General features: G+C 69.2%; 18 protein-coding genes and 1 pseudogene. 5 read left to right on the top strand and 14 right to left on the bottom strand.

Annotated elements, in window-relative coordinates:
• Positions 1-28: 28 nt before the first annotated feature.
• Positions 29-982: a malate dehydrogenase gene (gene mdh, locus ACQ0O7_RS05020; protein ID WP_430780547.1), complete on the bottom strand. Its 954-nt coding sequence runs from the start codon at positions 980-982 to the stop codon at positions 29-31.
• 269 nt (positions 983-1,251) lie between these two features.
• Here mdh and ACQ0O7_RS05015 point away from each other — a divergent pair, with 269 nt between their 5' ends.
• The gene (locus ACQ0O7_RS05015; protein ID WP_430780546.1) at positions 1,252-2,076 is read left to right on the top strand and encodes a DUF559 domain-containing protein; all 825 of its coding nucleotides are present in this window, start codon (positions 1,252-1,254) and stop codon (positions 2,074-2,076) included.
• Between the two features lie 208 nt (positions 2,077-2,284).
• Here the strand turns inward: ACQ0O7_RS05015 and purH are convergent, their stop codons facing one another.
• The 6 genes from purH to ACQ0O7_RS04985 all read right to left on the bottom strand — a co-directional run bounded on the left by purH (position 2,285) and on the right by ACQ0O7_RS04985 (position 9,118).
• Entirely contained in the window at positions 2,285-3,850 is a 1,566-nt protein-coding gene (gene purH, locus ACQ0O7_RS05010) for a bifunctional phosphoribosylaminoimidazolecarboxamide formyltransferase/IMP cyclohydrolase (RefSeq protein WP_430780545.1), read from the bottom strand.
• A complete protein-coding gene (gene purN / locus ACQ0O7_RS05005; protein ID WP_430780544.1) occupies positions 3,847-4,464 on the bottom strand; it encodes a phosphoribosylglycinamide formyltransferase in 618 nt (205 codons plus the stop codon). The genes purH and purN overlap by 4 nt, the downstream gene beginning before the upstream one ends.
• Positions 4,465-4,650: 186 nt before the next feature.
• Entirely contained in the window at positions 4,651-6,060 is a 1,410-nt protein-coding gene (locus ACQ0O7_RS05000; RefSeq protein WP_430780543.1) for a cell division protein PerM, read from the bottom strand.
• Between the two features lie 108 nt (positions 6,061-6,168).
• Complete coding sequence (gene sucD / locus ACQ0O7_RS04995; protein WP_430780542.1) at positions 6,169-7,050, bottom strand: succinate--CoA ligase subunit alpha; 882 nt, start codon at positions 7,048-7,050, stop codon at positions 6,169-6,171.
• A 4-nt stretch (positions 7,051-7,054) separates the two neighbouring features.
• Complete coding sequence (gene sucC / locus ACQ0O7_RS04990) at positions 7,055-8,233, bottom strand: ADP-forming succinate--CoA ligase subunit beta (RefSeq protein WP_430780541.1); 1,179 nt, start codon at positions 8,231-8,233, stop codon at positions 7,055-7,057.
• A 480-nt stretch (positions 8,234-8,713) separates the two neighbouring features.
• Entirely contained in the window at positions 8,714-9,118 is a 405-nt protein-coding gene (locus tag ACQ0O7_RS04985; protein WP_430780540.1) for a cobalamin B12-binding domain-containing protein, read from the bottom strand.
• Between the two features lie 373 nt (positions 9,119-9,491).
• Between ACQ0O7_RS04985 and ACQ0O7_RS04980 the strand changes: the two genes are divergently transcribed.
• The gene (locus tag ACQ0O7_RS04980) at positions 9,492-10,232 is read left to right on the top strand and encodes a M23 family metallopeptidase (RefSeq protein ID WP_430780539.1); all 741 of its coding nucleotides are present in this window, start codon (positions 9,492-9,494) and stop codon (positions 10,230-10,232) included.
• A gap of 278 nt (positions 10,233-10,510) precedes the next feature.
• Positions 10,511-11,116, top strand: a pseudogene (locus ACQ0O7_RS04975) (M23 family metallopeptidase); the annotation flags it as partial.
• Positions 11,117-11,207: 91 nt separating this feature from the next.
• Here ACQ0O7_RS04975 and pcrA read toward each other — a convergent pair.
• Positions 11,208-13,631 (bottom strand): DNA helicase PcrA, encoded by a 2,424-nt coding sequence (gene pcrA / locus ACQ0O7_RS04970; protein ID WP_430780538.1) that lies wholly within the window; start codon positions 13,629-13,631, stop codon positions 11,208-11,210.
• An 85-nt stretch (positions 13,632-13,716) separates the two neighbouring features.
• On the opposite strand from pcrA, the gene ACQ0O7_RS04965 reads away from it, so the two are divergent.
• Entirely contained in the window at positions 13,717-15,519 is a 1,803-nt protein-coding gene (locus tag ACQ0O7_RS04965) for a bifunctional metallophosphatase/5'-nucleotidase (protein WP_430780537.1), read from the top strand.
• Positions 15,520-15,754: 235 nt separating this feature from the next.
• Positions 15,755-16,045: a chorismate mutase gene (locus ACQ0O7_RS04960; RefSeq protein WP_430780536.1), complete on the top strand. Its 291-nt coding sequence runs from the start codon at positions 15,755-15,757 to the stop codon at positions 16,043-16,045.
• Between the two features lie 139 nt (positions 16,046-16,184).
• Here ACQ0O7_RS04960 and ACQ0O7_RS04955 read toward each other — a convergent pair whose 3' ends face one another.
• The 6 genes from ACQ0O7_RS04955 to ACQ0O7_RS04930 all read right to left on the bottom strand — a co-directional run bounded on the left by ACQ0O7_RS04955 (position 16,185) and on the right by ACQ0O7_RS04930 (position 22,743).
• Positions 16,185-17,012, bottom strand: a complete 828-nt coding sequence (locus ACQ0O7_RS04955) for a hypothetical protein (protein ID WP_430780535.1) — start codon at positions 17,010-17,012, stop codon at positions 16,185-16,187.
• A gap of 164 nt (positions 17,013-17,176) precedes the next feature.
• Positions 17,177-18,160 carry an ABC transporter ATP-binding protein gene (locus tag ACQ0O7_RS04950; RefSeq protein WP_430780534.1) on the bottom strand — a complete coding sequence of 328 codons (984 nt, stop codon included), beginning with the start codon at positions 18,158-18,160 and terminating at the stop codon, positions 17,177-17,179.
• Entirely contained in the window at positions 18,153-19,184 is a 1,032-nt protein-coding gene (locus ACQ0O7_RS04945; protein ID WP_430780533.1) for an ABC transporter ATP-binding protein, read from the bottom strand. Before ACQ0O7_RS04945 ends, ACQ0O7_RS04950 begins: the two co-directional genes overlap by 8 nt.
• Before the next feature lie 8 nt (positions 19,185-19,192).
• Positions 19,193-20,089, bottom strand: a complete 897-nt coding sequence (locus ACQ0O7_RS04940; protein ID WP_430780532.1) for an ABC transporter permease — start codon at positions 20,087-20,089, stop codon at positions 19,193-19,195.
• Positions 20,082-21,008 (bottom strand): ABC transporter permease, encoded by a 927-nt coding sequence (locus ACQ0O7_RS04935; protein ID WP_430780531.1) that lies wholly within the window; start codon positions 21,006-21,008, stop codon positions 20,082-20,084. Before ACQ0O7_RS04935 ends, ACQ0O7_RS04940 begins: the two co-directional genes overlap by 8 nt.
• 100 nt (positions 21,009-21,108) lie before the next feature.
• Entirely contained in the window at positions 21,109-22,743 is a 1,635-nt protein-coding gene (locus ACQ0O7_RS04930; RefSeq protein WP_430780530.1) for a peptide ABC transporter substrate-binding protein, read from the bottom strand.
• Positions 22,744-22,923: the final 180 nt, after the last annotated feature.

The raw sequence follows: 22,923 nt of genomic DNA, 5'->3' as shown, positions 1-22,923 counted from the left end.
GCATCGCCCTGGCCCTTTCTCCGCACACTCAGAGGTTCGCGACGTCCGCCTGCTTGGCCCGGACCGCCTCGGCGGCCTCCTTCAAGCCGGCCAGCTCGGTCTCGGTCAGCTTGTCCTCGACGACCTTCTTGATGCCCTGCGCGCCCAGCTCAGCCTCGACACCCAGGTAGACGCCGGAGATGCCGTACTCGCCGTCCACCCAGGCACACACCGGCAGAACCACACCGGAGTCCTCGGCCACGGCCTTCGCCATCCGGGCCGCGGCAGCCGACGGCGCGTAGTACGCCGAACCGGTCTTCAGCAGCGCCACCACCTCGGCGCCACCGTTACGGGTCCGGACCACCAGCTCCTCGATCTTGTCGGCCGGCAGCAGGTCGGACAGCGGCTTGCCGTCGACCGTACAACGCGACGGAACCGGCACCATGGTGTCGCCGTGCGAACCCAGGGTCAGCGCCTTCACACTGGCCACCGGAACGTTCAGCTCCTCGGCGATGAAGTTGGTGAACCGGGCGGTGTCCAGCACACCGGCCTGGCCGAACACCTGGTTCTTCGGGAACTGGGTGGCCAGCTGCGCCAGCGCGGTCATCTCATCGACCGGGTTCGACACCACGATCACGACGGCGTTCGGCGCGTACTTCTTGATGTTCTCGGCGACCTGCCGAACGATCTTGGCGTTGACCTCGAGCAGGTCCATCCGGCTCATACCCGGCTTACGCGGCAGACCCGCGGTCACCACGACCACGTCCGAACCCTCGATGGCCTCGTAGCCCGCACCCGTCGCCGGATCCGTCGAGACACCGACGACCTTGCTCTCGAAGCCCTCGATCGCGCGGGACTGGTTGAGATCGAGCGCGATGCCGGCCGGCTTGCCGTCGATGATGTCGGTGAGGACCACCGTCTCGAAGATGTCGTACTCGGCGAGACGCTGCGCGGTCGTGGACCCGTAGAAACCGGCGCCTACGACGGTTACCTTCTTGCCCATAGCTCTGCTCTCCCAGTGTCCTGGCGACTTTTTCGCGACCGTATCAGCCGGTTAACGTCCGGTTACCAGCCGGTCCGCTGAACGGGACCTAAGCCACTATCCAGCATCGGTTGTCCACATCGCCGGTCCATCCACAGGCCCAACCATCAACCGAGTCAAGACCGCAGCATCCTTACCGCGTGTCCCGCCCTCCCCTGACGCCACAACCACTCCGCCGACAGCCCTTCCGAGGAACACAAGCAATCAGCGACGGCCTCATCAGCCGCGCCATGCTCGCCGGACCAAACTGGCGCCGGCTCTTCCCCGACGTGTACACACACCGCGATACCAGACTCGACCACCCGGCCTGGTGCGCCGCCGCCATGCTCGCCCTACCCGACGACACCGCGGTCGGAGGCCCCAGCGCCGCCACCCTGTGGGGAGTCGGCACCCTGCCACCACACGCGCCGGTCACGGTGGTCACACCCCGCAACTCACGGATACGCCCACTACGACGGCTCTCCGTGCACTACACCACCCTCGCCGAAACAGACGTGACAGTCCACGACGGCACCCGCCTCACCACACCCGCACGAACCGTCTTCGACCTCGGACGACGCCACGGGCGCGCCGACACCCTCGCCGTCCTCGACGCGATGCTGCACCGCGGCCTGCTCAACGAGAACGACCTACGTGGCATGCTGGCCGACCGGCGTACCTGGCCCGGCGCCGCCCGGCTCGCAGAACTGGTCGACCTCGCCGAACCACTGTCCGAGTCGACGATGGAAAGCCGCTTACGGCTGGTGATCATCGATGCGGGGCTGTCACCCGTCGCCGTCCAGCACCCGGTGCACACCACGGCCGGCGAATTCGTCGGACGCGTGGACTTCGCGTGGCCGGATATCCGGCTCGCCGTCGAATACGACGGGGACCATCATCGTGAACGCGGGCAGTACCGGCGCGACGTCGGACGGCTGAACGCACTGCGGATGGCGGGGTGGACCGTACTCCGGTTCACCGCGGACGACGTGATGCGCTGGCCGGACGAAACCGCGCAGTTGATCACTACAGCGATCACCGAGGCACGCCGCACAAGGTCAGCCCGACCGTCCTGAGCCCCACCCCACCCACACGCCCCTCACCCCGTGTTTTTCGGCTAGCCGTACGTCAGGCAGGTTCTGGCGGGTGCATTACCTGCCTGACGTACAGCCGGTGAAGCCGAGCCGTACCTCAGGCAGGTAATGGACCCCTTAGAACCTGCCTGAGGTACGGCTAGCCGAATTACCTGCGTGAGGTTCGGCTAGCCGACGGGTGTGGGGTGGGTTAGTGGTAGAAGTGGCGGGTGGCGGTTAGGTAGACGGTGAGGCCGGCCTTGGCTGCCGCCTCGATGACCTCGGCGTCCCGGATCGAGCCGCCGGGCTGGGCCACCGCCTTCACCCCCGCGTCGATCAGCACCTGCAGGCCGTCCGGGAACGGGAAGAACGCGTCGGACGCCGCCACGCTGCCCTTCGCCCGGTCCTCGCCGGCCCGGTTCACCGCGAGGTGCGCCGAGTCGACCCGGTTGACCTGGCCCATCCCGACGCCGACGGTGGCACCGTCCTTGGCCAGCAGGATCGCGTTGCTCTTCACTCCGCGGACGGCACGCCACGCGAACACCAGGTCGGCCAGGTCATCGCCGGTGAGCGCCTCGCCGGTGGCCAGGGTCCAGTTGGCCGGGTCGTCGCCGGTGGCGTCGACCCGGTCCGCGGATTGCACCAGCACACCACCGCTGACCTGCTTGATCTCGGTGGGCGGCGGGTTCCAGGCGGGCGCCGCGAGGACACGCAGTTTTTTCTTGGCCCGGAAGACTTCAAGGGCTTCCGGCTGGTACGAGGGTGCCACGATCGCCTCGGTCAGGATGCCGTCGAGCTGTTTGGCGAGTTCGACGGTGACTTCCTGGTTGACCGCGATGACGCCCCCGTACGCGGACAGCGGGTCGCAGGCGTGTGCTTTGCGGTGTGCTTCGGCCACGTCGGCGCCGATCGCGATGCCGCACGGGTTGGCGTGCTTGATGATCGCCACGCACGGTTCGGTGAAGTCGTTGGCGCTGCGCCAGGCGGCGTCGGCGTCGACGTAGTTGTTGAACGACATCTCGATGCCGTGCAGCAGTTCGGCTTGGGCGAGGCCGGCTGGCGCGGACGGGTCGAGGTAGAGGGCGGCTTTCTGGTGCGGGTTCTCGCCGTACCGCAGGGTGTTCTCGAGTTTGAGGGCGAGCCCGTCGAAGGCCGGCCATTCGACGGATTCGGTGAGCGCGGTGGCGGTCCAGCGGGCGACGGCCACGTCGTATTCGGCGATGTCGGCGAAGGCGCGGGCGGCGAGCACCTGGCGTTCGGCGAGGGTGAAGCCGCCGGCTGCGACGGCTTCGGCAACCAGCGGGTATGCCGCGGCGGAGGTGACGACGGCGACCGACGCGTGGTTCTTGGCGGCTGAGCGGACCATGGCCGGGCCACCGATGTCGATCTTGGCGATGCAGTCCTCGACGCCGGCGCCGGACGCGACCGTCTCGGTGAACGGGTAGAGGTTGCTGACCAGCAGGTCGAACGGTTCGATGTCCAGCGAGGCCAGTTCCTGCACGTGGCTGTCCAGCCGCAGGTCGGCGAGCAGGCCGGCGTGCACCTTGGGGTGCAGGGTCTTGACCCGGTCGCTGAGGATCTCGGGGAAGCCGGTCAGCTCCTCCACGCGGGTGACCGGCACGCCGGCCTTCTCAACGGTCGACGCGGTCGAGCCGGTGGAGACGATCTGCACCCCGGCGGCGTGCAGGGCCTGGGCCAGTTCGACGATGCCGTCCTTGTACCAGACGCTCAGCAGCGCCCGCTTGATCGGACGACGCCCCTCGGTAGAGGTGCTCACGGGATCCGTACCTTCCTGTCCTCGATGGTCCAGCCGTCCCGGACCAGGCGGCCGACGTGGTCGACCAGCTGGGCCCGTTCGGCCACCTTGATGCGCTCGGTGAGTGTGTCCTCCGTGTCGTCGTCGAGCACGGGGACCACGGTCTGCGCGATGATCGGCCCGGTGTCGACGCCGGCGTCCACGAAGAAGAGTGTCGCTCCGGCCACTTTCACCCCGTAGGCGAGCGCGTCCCGCGGCCCGTGGATGCCGGGGAAGGCGGGGAGCAGCGCGTTGTGGGTGTTGATGTAGCGGTCGCCGAACGCGTCCAGGAACTGTTTGCCGACCAGTTTGAGGAAGCCGGCCGAGATCACCAGGTCGGGGCGGTGGGCCGCGACGTGTTCGGTGAGGGCGGCGTCCCAGTCGTCGCGGGTCGGGTGGGCCTTCACCGAGTCGACGAATGTCGGGATGCCCGCGGCGGTGGCGATGTCCAGGCCGGCGATGCCGTCCCGGTCGGCGCCGACGGCGACCACGACCGCGCCGTACGCCGGATCGGCGGTCGCGTCGAGGAGTGCTTGCAGATTGCTGCCCGATCCGGAGATCAGGATGACCAGGCGGGCGGGCGCGGGGTCTGTCACGTTTGCACACCCTATCGCGTGCGAAACGGGCCAGCCCCGCCGGGCGAAGGCCCCGATCGGAAAGAGGCCCGGACGGGAGAGGGCGCGGGGGCGGCCGCCGCGGAATGGGCGAGGCCCCGGGCGAAGGCCCCGGGCGGAAAATGGCCCGGACGGGAGAGGGCGCGAGGGCGGCCGCCGTGGAACGGGTCAGCCCCGGCGGGAGAAGGCACGGGTGGCGGCCGCGCCGATGCTCACCGACACGGCCACCACTATCGCGGCGACCACACCGACCTGTATCGGGTCGGGGCCGATCCGGGAGAGCCGCCCGGAGCCGAGCGATCCGCCGGAGATCCAGGCGAGCATGGCCAGGATGATGCCGCCGACGGGTCCGGCGAGCACGCCGGAGAGCACGACCAGGGACCATCCGGGTTCGGCGGGGGCGGTGCCGGTGCGGGGCCCGGCGCGCCAGGCGCTGTCCCGGCCGAAGCGCAGCCGTTGGGTGAGGCTCCAGCCGGCGACGGCGCCGGCGATCACCGGGAGGGCGAGCAGCAGGGTGCCGGCGGCGCCCATCGGGCCGTCGGGCAGGCCGGCGACGAGGGGGACCATCGGTGGTACGCCGTAGGAGACCTCGGTCAGGCTGATCGCGGTGCCGGTGCCGAGGGCGAATCCCGGCCCGAGCAGGTAGGAGGAGGCCCAGATGGCGGCGTTGACCGCGTACCCGATGCTGACCAGGGTGATGCCGGCCTGGCCGGCGACGCCGGTCTGATAGCCGGAGATGATCTTCGCGGCCTGGGCGCCGCCGAGGGCGACCGCGAGGCCGCCGATGACCGCGCCGGCGCCGAGGATCAGGAAGGACGCGATCAGGCCGGTCCGGACGCCGTGCCGGAGGGCGGGCGGGAGGCGGCGGGCCACGGTGCTGACCGCGCCGGTGCCGCGCAGTGCTCCGAGCAGCGCGCCGAGCAGGCCGATGGCCAGGAAGTGCGACGCGGCGCGGGCGGTGGAGATCTCGGTGCCGCGGCCGTCGACGAGGAGGGCGGCCAGGGCGCCGAGGATTGCGTACGCCACCCCGACCACCGTGGCGACCAGCAGTGCCCGGCCGGGCGATCCGGTGTGGCGTGCTCCTATCGCCCGGGTGACGTGCAGGCCGGCCCGGTTGAGCCGCCAGATCATCAGCACGGTGAGCAGGAGTGGCGCGAGTGCCAGCGGCCCGATCGAGGTGCCGATCGGGACTCCGTGGCCGAGTAGCCAGCCGGCGAGTCCGGCGTGTGCCGCGCCGAGCAGGCCGCCGGAGCCTTCGAGGGTGCGGGCCAGTCCGATGACCGCGGCCACCGGCAGGTAGGAGAGCAGGGCCGCCCAGAGGGTGGCGAAGAGTGCCGCGACCACCAGTGGGGCGCGGCGGCCGGCCGGTGGGCGGCGCTGGGTGGGCACCCGGACGGTGTCGCGGCGGCCGAGCATCGCGTCGTCGACGACGACGGTGTCCCGGGTCTCCCCTTCGTCGGGGGGAAGCTCCTGGGTGGTCCGGTCGATCGCCGCGGTGTCCCGCACCACGGACTGGAGCGCCTCGGCGACCGCGAACGGGTCCTCCGAGCCGCCGGGCCGGTCGGTTGTGCTGGACATCGCGCCTACTTTTCCATGCCGTGGCCACTACGGCGACGCAGAAAGCACGGCGCGCCGCCGATCAAGGACAGTTCCCTGATCGCCGGCGCGCCGAAACCATGGCGGTGCTCAGCTCAAGATGTCCCGCATGAGCTGGGCGGTCTCGGACGGCGTCTTGCCGACCTTGACGCCGGCCGCCTCCAGGGCGGTCTTCTTGGCGTCGGCGGTGCCGGCCGAGCCGGAGATGATGGCGCCGGCGTGGCCCATCGTCTTTCCGGGCGGGGCGGTGAAGCCGGCGATGTAGCCGACGACCGGCTTGGTGACGTTGGCCTTGATGAACTCGGCGGCCCGTTCTTCGGCGTCGCCGCCGATCTCACCGATCATCACGATCGCGTCGGTCTCCGGGTCTTCCTGGAAGGCCTTGAGCGCGTCGATGTGGGTGGTGCCGATGATCGGGTCGCCACCGATGCCGACGGCGGTGGAGAAGCCGAACTCCCGCAGCTCGTACATCAGCTGGTAGGTCAGCGTGCCGCTCTTGCTGACCAGGCCGATCCGGCCGGCCGGGGTGATGTCGGCCGGGATGATGCCGGCGTTGGAGGCGCCCGGCGAGGCGATGCCGGGGCAGTTCGGGCCGATGATGCGGGTCTTCTCACCCTTGGCCACGTTGTACGACCAGAAGGACGCCGAGTCCTGCACCGGCACGCCCTCGGTGATCACGATGGCGAGCGGGATCTCGGCGTCGATCGCCTCGACCACGGCGGCCTTGGTGAACGCCGGCGGCACGAAGATGACCGACACGTCGGCGCCGGTCTCCTTGATCGCCTCGGCCACGGTCGCGAAGACGGGCAGCTCGGTGCCGTCGAAGTCGACCTTGGTGCCGGCCTTGCGCGGGTTGACGCCGCCGACCACGGTGGTGCCCGCGGCGAGCATCCGCTTGGTGTGCTTGGAACCTTCGCCACCGGTGATGCCCTGGACGATGACCTTGGAGTCCTTGGTGAGCCAGATAGCCATTAGTTCACTTCCCCGCAGCCGCGAGCTCGGCGGCGCGAGCGGCCGCTCCGTCCATCGTGTCGACCCGCTCGACAAGCGGGTTGTTGGCACCGTCGAGGATGGCGCGGCCGGCCTCGGCGTTGTTGCCGTCGAGGCGGACCACGAGCGGCTTGGTGACGGTCTCGCCGCGTTCGGCGAGCAGGGCGAGGGCCTGGATGATGCCGTTGGCCACCGCGTCGCAGGCGGTGATGCCGCCGAAGACGTTCACGAACACCGACTTGACGGACGGGTCGCCGAGGACGATCTCCAGGCCGTTCGCCATCACCTGGGCGCTGGCGCCGCCGCCGATGTCGAGGAAGTTGGCCGGCTTGACGCCGCCGTGCTTCTCACCCGCGTACGCCACCACGTCCAGGGTCGACATGACCAGGCCGGCGCCGTTGCCGATGATGCCGACCTCGCCGTCCAGCTTGACGTAGTTGAGGTTCTTGGCCTTGGCCGCCTGCTCGATCGGGTCGACGGCGGACTTGTCCTCGAGGGCCTCGTGGTCGGGGTGCCGGAAGCCGGCGTTCTCGTCCAGGGTGACCTTGGCGTCGAGGGCCAGCACCCGGCCGTCGCCGACCTTGGCCAGCGGGTTGACCTCGACGAGGGTGGCGTCCTCGGCGACGAAGGCGGCCCACAGCTTGACCGCGATGTCGACGACCTGCTCGGCGACCTCGGCCGGGAACTTGGCGAGGGCGACGATCTCCCGGGCCTTGGCCTCGTCCACGCCCTTGCTGGCGTCGATGGCGACCTTGGCGACCCGGTCCGGGTCCTCCTCGGCGACCGTCTCGATCTCCATACCGCCGGCGACGCTGGCGATGCAGAGGAAGGTGCGGTTGGCCCGGTCCAGCAGGTAGGAGAAGTAGTACTCCTCCTTGATGTCGGCCGTCTCGGCCAGCATCACCTTGTGGACCGTGTGGCCCTTGATGTCCATGCCCAGGATGTCGGTCGCGCGGGCTTCGGCCTCGTCTGCGCCGTCGGCCAGCTTGACGCCGCCGGCCTTACCGCGGCCTCCGACCTTGACCTGCGCCTTGACGACGACCTTGCCGCCCAGACGCTCGGCGATCGCCCGGGCCTCCTGCGGGGTCTCGGCGACGCCGCCGCCCAGCACGGGCAGCCCGTGCCGTTCGAACAGGTCGCGCCCCTGATACTCGAACAGGTCCACGTGTCTCCTTTCGCTCGCGACGCCAAGCGCCGGCAAGCCGCACCATTGCGTCCCGACCTGTTGTGTGCGCGGCGCGTCGCTCCTGCGCCGCCAGCGTGAGGATCGTCCGGCCGGACGGCAGGAACCTGCCGAACGGCCTTCATTCGCAGACTAGCGACCGAATCGGGCTTCGTGCCCGCGCGGGTACACGGTGTGCAAGACCACACACCAGAGGGACGAATTCGCTGCTCCGGGGCGGTTGGGGCCGGCGGGTACGGAGTGCCGGTGGGGATTGCCGGAAGACCTGCCGCAAAAGTCGCCGGAAAGCGCCGTAACCCGCTCGGCGGGGTGTCGTTGAGTGTGTTGTCGGAGCGCTCGGGCGCCCGGCGAGCAAGCGGCCGATGCCCTGTCGGTCGAGGGGTGGCGGCGGGGCATCGCGCATAGAGAGGCCGGACGTGTGAGGGGTGCGTCCGGCCTCTCCCCTTGCGCTGACCTGTTCTTTCAGGCGACCGGGGTCACCACATTGGCGCGGACCCATTCGACGATGGATTCCAGTGACGCACCGGGTGTGAATAGCGCGGCTACGCCGAGTGATTGCAATTCGGTGATGTCGGCCTCCGGAATGATGCCTCCGCCGAATACCACGATGTCGCCGGCGTCACGCTCCGCCAACAGTTCCAGCACTCTGCGAAAGAGCGTCATGTGCGCCCCGGAGAGGACCGACAGCCCGATGCCGTCGGCGTCCTCCTGAATCGCGGTCTCGACGATCTGCTCGGGCGTTTGATGCAAACCGGTGTATATCACCTCCATGCCGGCATCGCGCAGCGCGCGCGCGATGACCTTGACGCCGCGGTCGTGTCCGTCCAGCCCAGGCTTGGCGACGACCACTCTGATCCGTGCTTGCATGCCGGCCCTCCTCGGTCACCTGAACGAAGGTTAACCCGCGGCGCGGAGCGCTGGAAGCGGGCGGCCAGGACCGCCCCGGGGCGAAATAGTTGCCTGGGTCACATTACTTTCCGTTTCCAACTCCATTACCGAGGGTTGTCAGAACGGGGTTCGGGAAAGGTAACCAATTCGGACAATAGCTGATCAATGCTGACCAGGAACTGTCACGAAATTGGCGCTGCGACTTGTGACGGGGCTGCCGTTTCGTTACCGTGGCCACGGCTGTCACGCAGGTTCCCCCACAGTGACAGCCCGGCCGGTCTCCTGTTCAACCCAATTCCCGGGGTCCGAACCTGTGCCGCGCCGCCGTAATGCCACTGACGGAGGATCCTTCGTGCGCCAGCGCTTGTCGTCTGAGCCCGATCGCTATCGCGGCCGGCGTCGCGTACCAACCCCTCCCCGCAGCCGTTACGCGGCAGTCGTCACCTCCGCCTTCGTCGGCGCCGGCGTGGTCGCTCTGGGCGCCGCCTCGAACCTCCCGGACTCGAAGACGATCGACCCCGAGGCCCTGCAGGGTCTCTCGCACAACTCCTCGGTCGCCACCGAGGCCCTGGAGAACCGTTCCGGCGAGGGCGCCGCCTCCCGTAGTGAGGACCGGGGAGCGAACACCGAGCTCAGCGCCGAGGTCTCGGCGGAGGAGGTCTACCTCCTGCCGCTCGACGACTACGAGTTCACCTCGGGCTACGGAGTCCGCTTCGGCCAGCTGCACGCCGGGATCGACCTGGCCGCCCCGGACGGCACCCCTTACAAGGCGGTGCACGCCGGTGTGGTGACCCAGTCCGGTTACAACGGCGGCTACGGCAACTCGATCACGGTCAAGCAGGACGACGGCACCGAGATCATCTACGCCCACTCCCGCCGGGTCATCCCCAAGGTCGGCGAGCAGGTCAAGGCCGGTCAGGTGATCGGCGAGGTGGGCAACACCGGCTTCTCGTACGGCTACCACCTGCACCTCGAAGTGCACGTGAAGGGCACACCGACCGACCCGATCACCTTCCTGCGGGATCGCGGCGTCGACATCAAGCTCAACATGGAGTCCGTCTACGCCGGCATCGCCGCGGCAGAGGCTTCCTGATCTCTCCTCTTTCCCACCGGACCGGCTTCAAACCGGCGACCTCGCGGGAAAACTCATCGCTTCCGGCCCTCCGGCCGACAGGTTAGGTGACAGCACCAGGTCACCCCCGGTCGGGAGGAGCAGTCAGCGTGCGCCAGCACTCGCCGTCCGGCCACGTCCCATCCAGCCACGTCCCATCCAGCCATGCCTCATCCAGCCATGCCCCATCCAGCCATGCCTCGTCCGGTTACGTCGGCAGACACCGTCGGCAGTTCCGGCGAGGCCGCACCACCGTCGCGATGACCGCGCTGACCGCCGTCCTGGCCGTCGCCGCCGGGGCCGCGAGTGTCGCCGCGTCGGCGTCCCCGCCCGGGACCGCCCGGGACGGCCGCCGGTTACCGACCGCAGCGCACGCGCCGGCCGCCTGGCCAATCGTCCCGCCCGCCGGTGACGACGCCCCCGGCAAACGCCATCCCCGGCTCGACCCGCTGCCGAAGACCCGGGTGCGGGCCGCCTCCCCGGTCCGGCGGAAACCGGCCTGGCTGAACCCGGCGCGGCTGAACCCGGCCCGGTTGAAGCCGGCCGCCGGATGGGTGCACCCGACCCCGACGGCCTGGCTGACCTCCTGTTTCGGGCCGCGCTGGGGCCGGCTGCACGCCGGGATCGACCTGGCCGCCCCGCTCGGCACCCCGATCCTCGCGGCCGGGGCCGGGATGGTCGTCGCGGCCGGGCCGAACGGCGGGTACGGCAACGCGGTGCTGATCGACCACCGGGACGGCTGGCTGACCCATTACGCCCACATGCAGACGATCCTGGTCCGGGCCGGTCAGGTGCTGGCGGCCGGCGCACCGGTCGGCGAGGTGGGCTCCACCGGGCACTCCACCGGACCCCACCTGCACTTCGAGGTGCATCGAGGGTATTTCCAGAACCCGGTCGAGCCGACCGCCTGGATGCGGGCGCACGGCGTGCCGATCCCCGGGTGCGAGAACCCGGCTCCTACAGTCTCTCGATCGGAGCATGCCGGAGGATCAGCCACATCACCTGATCGCCGAAGTCGATCTGCACCCGCGTCCCCGGTCCCTGCCCCTCCACCGCCAGCACCCGGCCCAAGCCGTAGCGCTGATGGTTCACCCGGTCACCCGGATCGACCTTCGGCGCCTGCTTCATCTCACTCGCCGTCGTGAGCTTGCTGGCGTCGATGCCGAGCCGTTCGGCGATGCGCTGGGCCTTGGGCGTACCGCCGGAGAAACCGCCGCCGCGCTGGCGGTCGCCGCCGCCGTAACCACCGCGTCCGCCGACCCCGCCGCCGGTGCCGGACCATGAGGTGTACGACCCACCGGTGCGCTCCCAGCGGACCAGCTCGGCCGGCAGCTCGTCGGTGAACCGGGAGGGCGGGTTGTACTGCGGCTGACCCCACGCCGACCGGGTCACCGCCCGGGACAGGTAGAGCCGCTGCCGGGCCCGGGTGATCCCGACGTACGCCAGGCGGCGCTCCTCCTCCAGCTCGGAGTTGTCGCCGAGCGCCCGCATGTGCGGGAAGACGCCGTCCTCCAGGCCGGTCAGGAACACCACCGGGAACTCCAGGCCCTTGGCGGTGTGCAGGGTCATCAGGGTGACCACGCCCTGGTGGTCCGGGTCGTCGTCGGGGATCTGGTCGGCGTCGGCGACCAGCGCCACCTGCTCCAGGAACCCGGCCAGGGTGGCCACCTGCTCCTCCCCCTCGTCGGCGAGGGATTCGACGCGCTCGGTGTACTCCCGGGCGACGCTCACCAGCTCCTGAAGGTTCTCCACCCGGCCCTGGTCCTGCGGGTCCAGGCTCTCCTCCAGCTCGCTGAGCAGGCCGGACCGCTGGAGCACCGCCTCCAGCACCTCCTCCGGCGGGGCGGTCACGGCCAGCACCCGCAGGTCGTCGAGCAGTTGCACGAAGTCGGTGATGCTGTTGACCGCCCGGGTGGAGATGCCGGGCGCCTCCTTGGCCCGGCGCAGCGCCTGGCCGAACGAGATCCGGTCCCGCGAGGAGAGCGCCTCGACACACGCCTCGGCCCGGTCGCCGATGCCCCGTTTCGGGGTGTTCAGCACCCGCCGGATGCTGACCGTGTCGTCGTCGTTCACGATCGCGCGCAGGTAGCCCAGCGCGTCGCGGACCTCTTTGCGCTCGTAGAAGCGGACCCCGCCGACCACCTTGTACGGCAGGCCGACGCGGATGAACACCTCCTCGAACACCCGGGACTGCGCGTTGGTCCGGTAGAAGACGGCCACGTCGCCGGGGCGTACGTCATGGTTGTCGGTGAGCCGGTCGATCTCGCGGGCCACCCAGTCGGCCTCGGCGTGCTCGGTGTCGGCGACGTAGCCGACGATCTGTTCGCCCTGCCCCTGATCGCTCCAGAGCCGCTTGGGTTTGCGGGAGGTGTTGCGGTCGATGACCGCGTTGGCCGCGGTGAGGATGGTCTGGGTGGAGCGGTAGTTCTGCTCCAGCAGGATGGTCCGGGCCTGGGGGTAGTCCCGTTCGAACTCCAGGATGTTGCGGATGGTGGCGCCGCGGAAGGCGTAGATCGACTGGTCCGCGTCACCGACCACGCACAGCTCGGACGCCTCCTCGCCGGTGCCGACCAGCTCGCGGATCAGGGTGTACTGCGCGTGGTTGGTGTCCTGGTACTCGTCGACCATCACGTGCCGGAAGCGGCGACGGTACGCCTCGGCCAGGTGCGGATGCGACTGGAACAGGTGCACCACGGTCATGATGATGTCGTCGAAGTCCAGTGCGTGCGCCTCGCGCAGCCGCCGCTGGTACAGCTCGTAGGCCTCGGCGACGGCCCGCTCGTTCGGGCCCTTCGCACCGGCCTTGAACTCCTCCGGCTCGACCAGCTCGTTCTTCAGGTTCGACACCTGGGCGGCCAGGCCACGGGCGGTGTACCGCTTGGGGTCCAGGTCGAGCTCGCGGGCGACCAGCGTCATCAGCCGGCGGGAGTCGTCGGCGTCGTAGATCGAGAAGGTGCTCTTCAGCCCGGCGTGCTCGTGCTCGGCGCGCAGGATGCGCACGCACGCCGAGTGGAACGTCGACACCCACATCATCCGGGCCCGTGGGCCGACCAGCTGGGAGACCCGCTCCTTCATCTCCCCGGCGGCCTTGTTGGTGAACGTGATCGCGATGATCTCGCCGGGGTGCACGTGGCGCTCGGCCAGCAGGTAGGCGATCCGATGGGTCAGCACCCGGGTCTTGCCGGAACCCGCGCCGGCCACGATCAGCAACGGTCCCCCGGAGTGGGTGACCGCGTCCCGCTGCGGCCCGTTCAGGCCGGTCAGCAGCGACTCCGGGTCGAGCCGCGGAGCCGCGGGCCGGGGCGCCGGCCGTGGTGTCTCCGGCACCCGCACCGCGGGGAGGGAGAACAGTGCGTCGGAAGGTTCTGAGGAAGGTCGCATCGCGGGAGCCAGTGTATGCCGACCCCCCGACACCTTTTCGCCGCCGACCGGCCCGTCGATCGATGTTCGGCGATAGCCTGCGGGGATGCCTCTACCTCGACGGCGGCACCTCGCCCTTCCGGTGGCCGTGCTGGCCGCCGCCGGTGTGGTCACCGCGATTCCGAGCACCGCGACGGCGGCCGAGTTCGCCCCGGTCACCGCTTCCTTCGGCAAGCCCACCGGGCCGGTGGTCACCGGCCAGTTCCTCAGCTACAACGACTTCCACGGCGCGATCGACCCGCCCACCGGCAGCGGCGCGGTGGTGAACGCGAGCGGCACCAGCACCCCGGCCGGTGGGGTGGAGTACCTGGCGACCACCCTGAAGAGGCTGCGGGCCGGCGGCAAGCACACGATCACCGCCGGGGCCGGTGACCTGATCGGGGCGACTCCGCTGGTCAGTGCGGCCTTCCACGACGAGCCGACGATCGAGTTGATGAACCAGATCGGGCTGCAGGTCAGTTCGGTCGGCAACCACGAGTTCGACGAGGGTGTGGACGAGCTGATCCGCATCCAGCGCGGCGGATGTCACCCGGTCGACGGATGCCAGGACGGTGACCCGTACCGGGGGGCGAAGTTCACCTATCTGGCGGCGAACACCATCGACAAGAGGACGAAGCTGCCGATCCTGCCGCCGGTCGACATCAGGTTCGTCGACGGCGTGCCCGTCGGGTTCATCGGGATGACGCTGGAGGGCACCCCGGGCATCGTCAACCCGGCCGGCATCACCGAGGTCACCTTCACCGACGAGGTGGAGACGGCGAACAAGTGGAGTGGCGTACTCAAGCGGTTGGGGGTGCGGGCTCAGGTCCTGCTGCTGCACGAGGGTGGCACGCAGGCCGCGGCCGGCCCGACGCCGGGGGTCTCCGACTGCACCGGGTTCACCGGGCCGCTGGTGCCGATCGTGGCCGGGCTCAACCCGGAGATCAACGTGGTGATCTCCGGGCACACGCACCGGTTCTACTCGTGCAAGCTGCCCAACAGCACCGGCGCCGACACCGTCGTGACCAGCGCCGGCGCCAACGGGCAGCTGGTCACCGACATCGACTACACCCTGGACCGGCGCACCGGGAGGTTCACCGGCGTCACCGCGAAGAACGTGATCGTGGAGAACGGTGTGCCGGACGGCGACGGCGGCTGGCGGCGCGACGCCGCCGGCAACTTCCTGCGCAACCCGGACACTGTGGACGCGGCCGCGAAGAAGGTCGCCGACAAGTACCGCACGGCTGTCGCGCCGATCGCGAACCGGCTGGTCGGCAGCATCAGCGCGGACATCACCCGGACCGCCACCCCGGCCGGGGAGAGCCCGCTCGGTGACGTGATCGCCGACGCGCAACTCGCGTACACCGACGCGCAGATCGCTCTGATGAACCCGGGCGGCATCCGCGCCGACCTGGACGCCGACCAGTCCTCCGGTGGTGAGGCGTACGGCCAGGTCACCTACGGCGAGGCGTTCACCGTGCAGCCGTTCAACAACCTGGTGGTCACCCAGTCGTTCACCGGCGCCCAGCTGAAGAACGTGCTGGAGCAGCAGTTCCCCGGTTTCGGCGGGCAGACCACCCAGCGGATCCTGCAGGTGTCGGCGGGTCTGACGTACACCTGGAGCGCCTCGGCCCCGGCCGGTGCGAAGGTCGGCGCGCTGGCCCTGAACGGCACGCCGATCGACCCGGCCGCGAGCTATCTGGTCACCACCAACGACTTCCTGGCCAACGGCGGTGACGGGTTCAGCAACCTGACCGTGGGCACCGGGCGGGTCACCGCGCCGGGCTTCGACGTGGACGCGCTCGTGGCGTACCTGGCCGGCGGCCCGATCCCGCCCGGACCGGCGGACCGCATATCGACGACCTCCTGATCAGGTCAAACTTTCGTCCCAACACTCGGGCGGTTTTCTTGCGGGACCGTCCGGGGCGGGGGCATACTCGGCTCGTGATCCAGCAGGCGCGATTTTTTACCTATGGCACCGGACGCCCGGCAGCCGTGGGTCGCTCCTGATTCCCAGACCTACATCAAGCCCCGGGCTCTCCAGCTCGGGGCTTGATGCTGTCCGGGCCGGGCAGCCCGGGACGCCAGCACCCGAGGAGCACGACATGACCGCCGACGTGATGGACCAGGCCACCGGCGCGGGCGAGGACGCGGCCGCCGACAAGATCCGTGGCATCCGGGAACGGATCAACGAGATCGACAAAACGATCATCGATCTCTGGCTGGAGCGCTCGGCGCTCTCCCAGGAGGTCGGCAAGACCCGGATGGCCAGCGGCGGCACCCGCCTGGTGCTGGCCCGCGAGCGGGAGATCATCGAGCACTTCCGGGAGGCGCTCGGCCCGGACGGCACCCAGGTCGCGCTGCTGCTGCTGCGGTCCGGCCGCGGCCCGCTCTGAGCGGCCGGATACGACCGCGGCCGGGCTCTGATGAGCCCGGCCGCAGCGGAAAGAAGACACCAGCGAAAGGTCTTGCCGTCACGGGAGTGCTGCCGGACCCGGGCATCCGTTCAGGTCAGGCGTACTCCGTGACTGTTGCTCAACGGCTCTTGGAGCCACCCCCGTAGCCCGCGTTGGCGTTGCCGCCGTAGCCGTTGTTGTTCTTGCCGCCGCCGGGCTTGCCACCGCGGTAGTCACCGTCGTGCTTGCCGCCACCGGGCTTGTTGCCGCCACCGTAGCTGCCACCGGGGTTGCCGCCGCCGTAGCTGCCGCCCGGCTTGCCGCCGCCGTAGTTACCGCCCGGCTTGCCGCCACCGTAGCTGCCGCCCGGCTTGCCGCCGCCGTAGCTGCCGCCACCGTGGTGGCCGCCGCCGTACTGGCCGCCCCAGTTGCCCCAGTGCTTGCCCCAGCCGTGACCGCGGTTACCGAAGCGGTACCAGTCCACGAAACGGCCGCCGCGGTACCCGAAGGGGCTGACGCCGACCGGGCTGGCGACCCAGGCCCGCCACTGCGGCCCGTACGCCAGGAAGCCGTCACCGGCGAAGCGGAACGCCGAGGTGGTGTAGTAGCTCTGGAAGCCCGCCGCGCCCCAGTTGCAGGCGTCCGGGTCGACGATCAGGGCGTACGCACCCGGGCGGACCCCGACCACGCCGGCCGGGATGACGCGCACCGTGTCGCAGGAGTAGGCGGACGCCGCCCAGAACCCGCGCTTGCCGCCGAAGACGGCGGCCTGCTGGCAACCGCTCCGCGAGCCGTAGTAGCCGACGACCGCGGTCCCGTACTGACGGTGCTGCTGGGCCGCGGTCTTCTCCGGCTTCGCCGTGGCGGCGGCGTCGCTGCCGGAGGCCATGGCCGGGCCGGCCGCCATGGTGGCACCGGCGAGGAGGCCGAGTCCGGCCATCGTCACCGAACGCATCGTCTTGTTCATGCTGCTTACCGTTTCCTCTCAGTCGGGTAGCGCTGGAACAGACAATGCCTTATCGGGCGAAAAGGACAAAGCTCAGTAAGTAGCCCTTTCGGTCACCAATACTTACTAGTTCGCTTGATCCTCTAAGTAGTAACAATCGTGCGGCTGCCTCGTTGCGCAGCCGGTCAGCGACCCTGGAACCGGGTGTCGACCGCCGCGAAGTGGCAGGCACTCGGATGCGGCGACCGGTCCCGGATCTGCAGCACCGGCTCCCGCTCGCCACAGATGTGCTCGGCCTTCCAGCAGCGGGTGCGGAACCGGCATCCGGACGGCGGGTCGGCCGGCGACGGGACGTCACCCTCCAGCACGATCTGGTTGCGGCGGCCCCGCAGCCGCGGGTCCGGCACGGGCACGGCGGAGAGCAGGGCTTGCGTGTACGGGTGGGTCGGCTGATCGTAGATCGCCACGTCATGACCCTGCTCGACGATCTTGCCGAGGTACATCACGGCCACCCGGTCGGAGATGTGCCGGACCACCGACAGGTCGTGGGCGATGAAGATGTACGACAGCCCGAAGTCGTCCTGCAGCCGCTCCAGCAGGTTGATCACCTGAGCCTGGATGGACACGTCGAGCGCCGACACCGGCTCGTCGCAGACGATGATCTCCGGTTTGAGCGCCAGCGCGCGGGCGATGCCGATGCGCTGCCGCTGGCCGCCGGAGAACTGGTGCGGGTACCGGTTGGCGTGATCCGGGTTCAGGCCGACGGTGTCCAGCAGATCCTGCACGGCCTGTCGCCGCTTGTCCTTCGCCACCACCTCGGGATGGATCGCGAACGGCTCGCCGATGATCTCGCCGACCGTCATCCGCGGGTTGAGCGAGGTGTACGGGTCCTGCATCACCATCTGGATGTTGCGGCGGGCCCGGCGCAGGTCACCGCCCTTGAGCCGGGTCATGTCCTGACCGCGCACCACGATCGAGCCGTCGGTCGGCTTCTCCAGGCCGACCAGCAGCTTGGCCAGTGTGGACTTGCCGCAGCCGGACTCGCCGACCACACCGAGGGTCTCGCCGCGCCGCAGCTGCAGATCCACCCCGTCGACCGCCCGGACCGCGCTCTTCCTGGCCGGGAAGTGCTTGACCAGGCCCCTGGTCTCGAGGACGACGTCACTCACCGAGGACCTCCCGGAAGAAGTGGCAGCGGGCGGTGCGATGCGGGGCGATCGAGTACGCCGGTGGCGCCGGATCCTGACGGCACGGATCCTTGGCGTACCGGCAACGGGGGTTGAACGCGCACCCGGCCGGGATGTCGGTCAGCACGGGCGGCAATCCCCGGATCACGCTGAGCTGCCGGCCCTTGAGATCAAGACGCGGAATCGATTCGAGAAGCGCCCGGGTGTACGGGTGACCGGGGCGCGCGTAGATGTCGTAGACCGGCGCCTCCTCGACCACGCGGCCGGCGTACATGACCGAGATCCGGTCGGCGACGTCCGCGACCACACCCATGTCATGGGTGATCAGGATGAGGCCCATGTTGCGTTCGCGCTGCAGTTCGGCGAGCAGGCCCATGATCTGCGCCTGCACGGTGACGTCGAGCGCGGTGGTCGGCTCGTCGGCGATCAGCACCTCGGGGTCCAGGGCCAGCGCCATCGCGATCATCACGCGCTGCCGCATGCCGCCGGAGAACTGGTGCGGGTAGTCGTTCACCCGGCTGCGCGCCCCCGGGATCCGCACCTGGTCGAGCAGCTCGATCGCCCGGCTCTTGGCGTCCCGGCGCGACATCCCCCGGTGCACCCGGAACAGTTCGGCCAGCTGGAAGCCGACGCTGTAGACCGGGTTCAGCGCGGACAGCGCGTCCTGGAAGATCATCGCGATCCGGTTGGCCCGCACCTTCCGGCGCTCGGCCTCCGGCAGCTTGAGCAGGTCGACACCGCGGTAGCGGATGTCGCCCCTGGTGATGAAGCCGGGCGGGCTGTCCAGGATGCCCATGATCGCCTGGGCGGTCACCGACTTGCCGCAGCCGGACTCGCCCAGGATGGCCAGGGTCTCCCCCGGGTTCAGCCAGAAGTTCGCCCCGTTGACGGCCTTGGCCACGCCGTCGCGGGTGCGGAACTCGACGTGCAGATCGTTGATCTGGAGCAGCGGCGCGCGCGGGTCCAGCCCGGGCAGGGCGTCGATCTGCGCCTTGAGGTCGGTCATGGGTCGGGTCACCGCAGCTTCGGGTCGAAGGCGTCGCGGATCGCGTCGCCCAGCATGATGAAGGCCAGCACAGTGGCGGCGAGGAAGACGGACGGCCAGACCAGCGGGTGCGCCGCGATCCGGGCGTAGTCCTGGGCCTCGGCGATCTGCAGTCCCCAGCTGATCGCCTGGCCCTTGAGGCCGACCCCGAGGTAGGAGAGGGTCGCCTCGGCGGCGATGTTGGTGCCCAGCAGAATGGTGAGCACCACGATGAACGAGGCGATCGAGTTCGGCAGGATGTGCCGGAACATCAGCCGGGCCGGGCCGGCGCCGAGCATCCGGGCCGCCGCCACGTAGTCCTGGTTCTTCGCCGCGATCACCGCCGACCGCATCACCCGGGCCGAGGCGGTCCAGGTGAGCACGCCCAGAGTGAGCGTCACCGCGCTCACCCCGTCGTCGGCCGGACCGGTCAGCCGGCCGGACAGGACCACCGCGGCGAGCAGGAGCGGCACACCGAGCATGACGTCGGTCAGCCGGGACAGCACCGCGTCGACCACACCGCCGAAGTAGCCGGCGGTCAGCCCGAAGAACATCCCGATCACCCCGGCCAGCAGGGTGGCGAGCAGCCCGACCTCGATCGAGTTGCGGGTGCCGTACACGGTCCGGGCGAAGACGTCGCAGCCCTGGAAGTCGTACCCGAACCAGGCTCCGCCGCCCGGGCCCTTGTGCTGGTTGGACAGCGCGCACGAGGCCGGGTCGGCCGAGGTGAACAGCGACGGGACGGCCGCCATCAGCAGGATCAGGACGACCAGCACCCCGGAGACCCAGAAGATCTTGTTGGTACGCAGGTCGGCCCAGGCGTCCCCGGCCAGACTGCGCGTCCTCGCGGGAACCTCGGCCGCGGCGATCATGTTGGGGTCACTCATAACGGATCCTGGGGTCGAGGGCGGCGTAGAGCAGGTCGACGATGAGGTTCACGACCAGGAAGACGATGACCAGGACGCTGACGAAACCGACCACCAGCGGCCCGTCCTCGGTGCGGATGCCCCGGGCCAGGTTGAACCCGACACCGGGGATGTTGAAGACCTCCTCGGTGATGATCGCGCCGGACATCAGGGCGCCCAGGTCGACACCGATCAGGGTGATCACCGGGATCAGCGAGTTGCGCAGCACGTGCACCCAGGTCACCCGGCGCGGCGACAGGCCCTTGGCCCGGGCGGTGCGCACATAGTCGGCCCGGAGGTTCTCCACCACCGAGGTACGGGTGACCCGCAGCTCGGTGGCCACCACCGTGGTGGCGAGCACCAGGGCGGGCAGCAGCAACGCGTACAGGGTGGCGTTGCGGGTGGTGGTCGCCGGGAACCACTGCAACTCCATGGCGAAGACGAGCTGGGCCACCGGGGCGAGCACCACGATCGGCATGGCCAGCAGCAGCAGCGTCACCAGCAGGGTGCCGTTGTCGAACAGGCCGCCGCGCCGGATCGCCGACCAGACACCGGCGGTGACCGCGATCAGGGCCGAGATGCCGACCGCCAGCAGGGCCAGCTTGAGCGTCACCGGCCAGGCGTCCAGCAGCATGTCGGAGATGTCCCGGCCGGTCATCGAACGACCCAGGTCGCCGGTGAGCAGGCCTTTCATGTAGTACCAGTACTGGACCAGGAAACTCTCGTCCAAGTGGTAGCGCTCGGTCAGCACGGCGCGGACGCTGTCACTGACCGGTTTCTCGCCGGCCAGCGCCTGGATCGGGTCGTCCTGGTTGGCGAACATCAGCGCGAAGACTACGAAGGTGGCCCCGAAGAAGGTCAGGATCATCTGTAGTAAGCGCCGCACGATGTAGCGGAACATTCGGGTTAAGCCTCGCGACGGAGATCAGTGGGGCGACGACACAGTAGTGGCGCCACGGTCGCATGCTCCCCGTGACGCCACCAGTGTTCAGGCGGTCAGATCAGGCGACCGTTTCGATGTCGTACAGGTTCACCTTCATGAACAGGTCGACCTCGACGTTCTGCACCTTCTCCGAGTAGCCGTACACGTTGTTGGAGAAGCGCAGCGGGATGAACGGCATGTCCCGGACCAGGATGTCCTCGGCCTGCTGCCACTTCTTGATCGCCTGCGCCGGGGTGCTCGCCGCCGAACCCTGCTTGATCAGGTTGTCGAAGGTGGCGTCGGAGTAGCCGGAGAAGTTCGACGAGCCGTTGGTGCTGAACAGCGGGCCCAGGTAGTTCTCCATCAGCGGGTAGTCCATCGACCAGCTGAGACGGAACATGCCGATCGGCTCTCGAGCCTTGGCCATGGTCTGCAGGTCGGCGAACTTCGCCACCGGGTTGCCGACGCAGTTGACGCTCAGCGCGGCGGTGATCTGGTTGCAGGTGGCGTCGACCCAGGCCTTGTGACCACCGTCGACGTTGTAGGTGATCTGGATCTCTTTCGGGCCGTTGGCGGCGTCGTAGAGGTCCTTGGCCTTCTTCGGGTTGTAGACGCAGGCCTCGCCGCAGCTGTTCTCCCGGTAGCCCTGGACCACCGGGGAGACGAACGCGGTCGCCGACGACCGGGAGCCGAGGAAGATCTGCTCGGCGATCTCATCGCGGTTGATGGCCATCGAGATGGCCCGGCGGACGTCCTTGTTCTGGTACGCCTTCTCGTAGACCGGGAAGCCGAGGGCGTCGAAGCCCGAGTTCTCACTGCGCTGGAACCGCTCACCCAGGTCGGCCGGCGCGCTGGAGAGCGCCTCGATCGGGATGCTGGTCTGCACGTCCAGGCTGCCGGTGACCAGGTCCGCGTACTCGGTCTGCTCGTCCTGGTAGATCTTCCAGGTGACACCGTCGATCTTCGGGACCTTGCCCTTGAAGTCGGCGACCTTCTCCACCACGATCTGGTTGTCGTGCTCCCACTTGCCCTTCATCTTGAAGGGGCCGTTACCGATGATCGACTCCTCGAAGCCCTCGGCGATCACGCCCGGCGAGGCGAACGCGGCCTTCGGCAGCGGGTAGAAGACCGAGTAGGCGAGCACCGTCTTGAAGCTGGAGAACGGCGCGGAGAGGGTGACCTTGAAGGTCAGGTCGTCGATGACCTGCAGACCCGACATCTTGTCCGTGGTCGGCGCCGGCGCCTTCAGCGGACCGTTCTTGTCCGGGTCCTCCGGGTTCACGTCGGTGTAGCCGGCGATGCGCTGGAAGAAGTAGCTGCCGGTCTGAGCGTTCGGCGCGTAGGCGCCGTAGTTCCAGGCGTCGACGTAGTTCTGCGCGGTCACCGGCTCGCCGTTGTGGAACGTGAAACCGGGCTTCAGCTTGATCGTCCAGACCCGGTTGCTGGCGTTCGGCGTGATCGACTCCGCGGCGACCTCGATCGCCTCCTTGCGCGAGTTGAACTCGACGAGCGGGTAGAACAGCGAGTACAGCACCGTGGTGGCGTTGACGTCGGTGGCGTTCGTGGGAAGGAGGTGCAACGGCTCGGAGAGACCGATCACCACCGTGTTGGAGTTGGCGGCCTCGTCATCCGAGTCACCACCGCCGCAACCGGCGATCATCAGGGAGATGGCGGCCAGAACGGCCACCAGCTTCCATGGGCGTTTCCCGAGCATCGGGGGTGCCTCCTTCAGGAGCGCTCACGAGGGGGTGTGTGAGTAGCTGCCACTGTGACACAGAGACACGAAAACCCGGAGCCCCGTTATCAAGCCGATATTAGCCTCATAGATCCCGTCAAGCCGTTTTCGTCGCTTCTGAGCTGGGAAAACTCCGGGGGGCTTTCATCACGGCACGGA

Origin of the sequence: Actinoplanes sp. G11-F43, assembly GCF_050589265.1 — a bacterium.
Classification (GTDB): Bacteria; Actinomycetota; Actinomycetes; order Mycobacteriales; family Micromonosporaceae; genus Actinoplanes.
The sequence above is the reverse complement of the archived record's forward strand: the minus strand, read 5'-3'. Positions and strand labels throughout refer to the sequence as shown.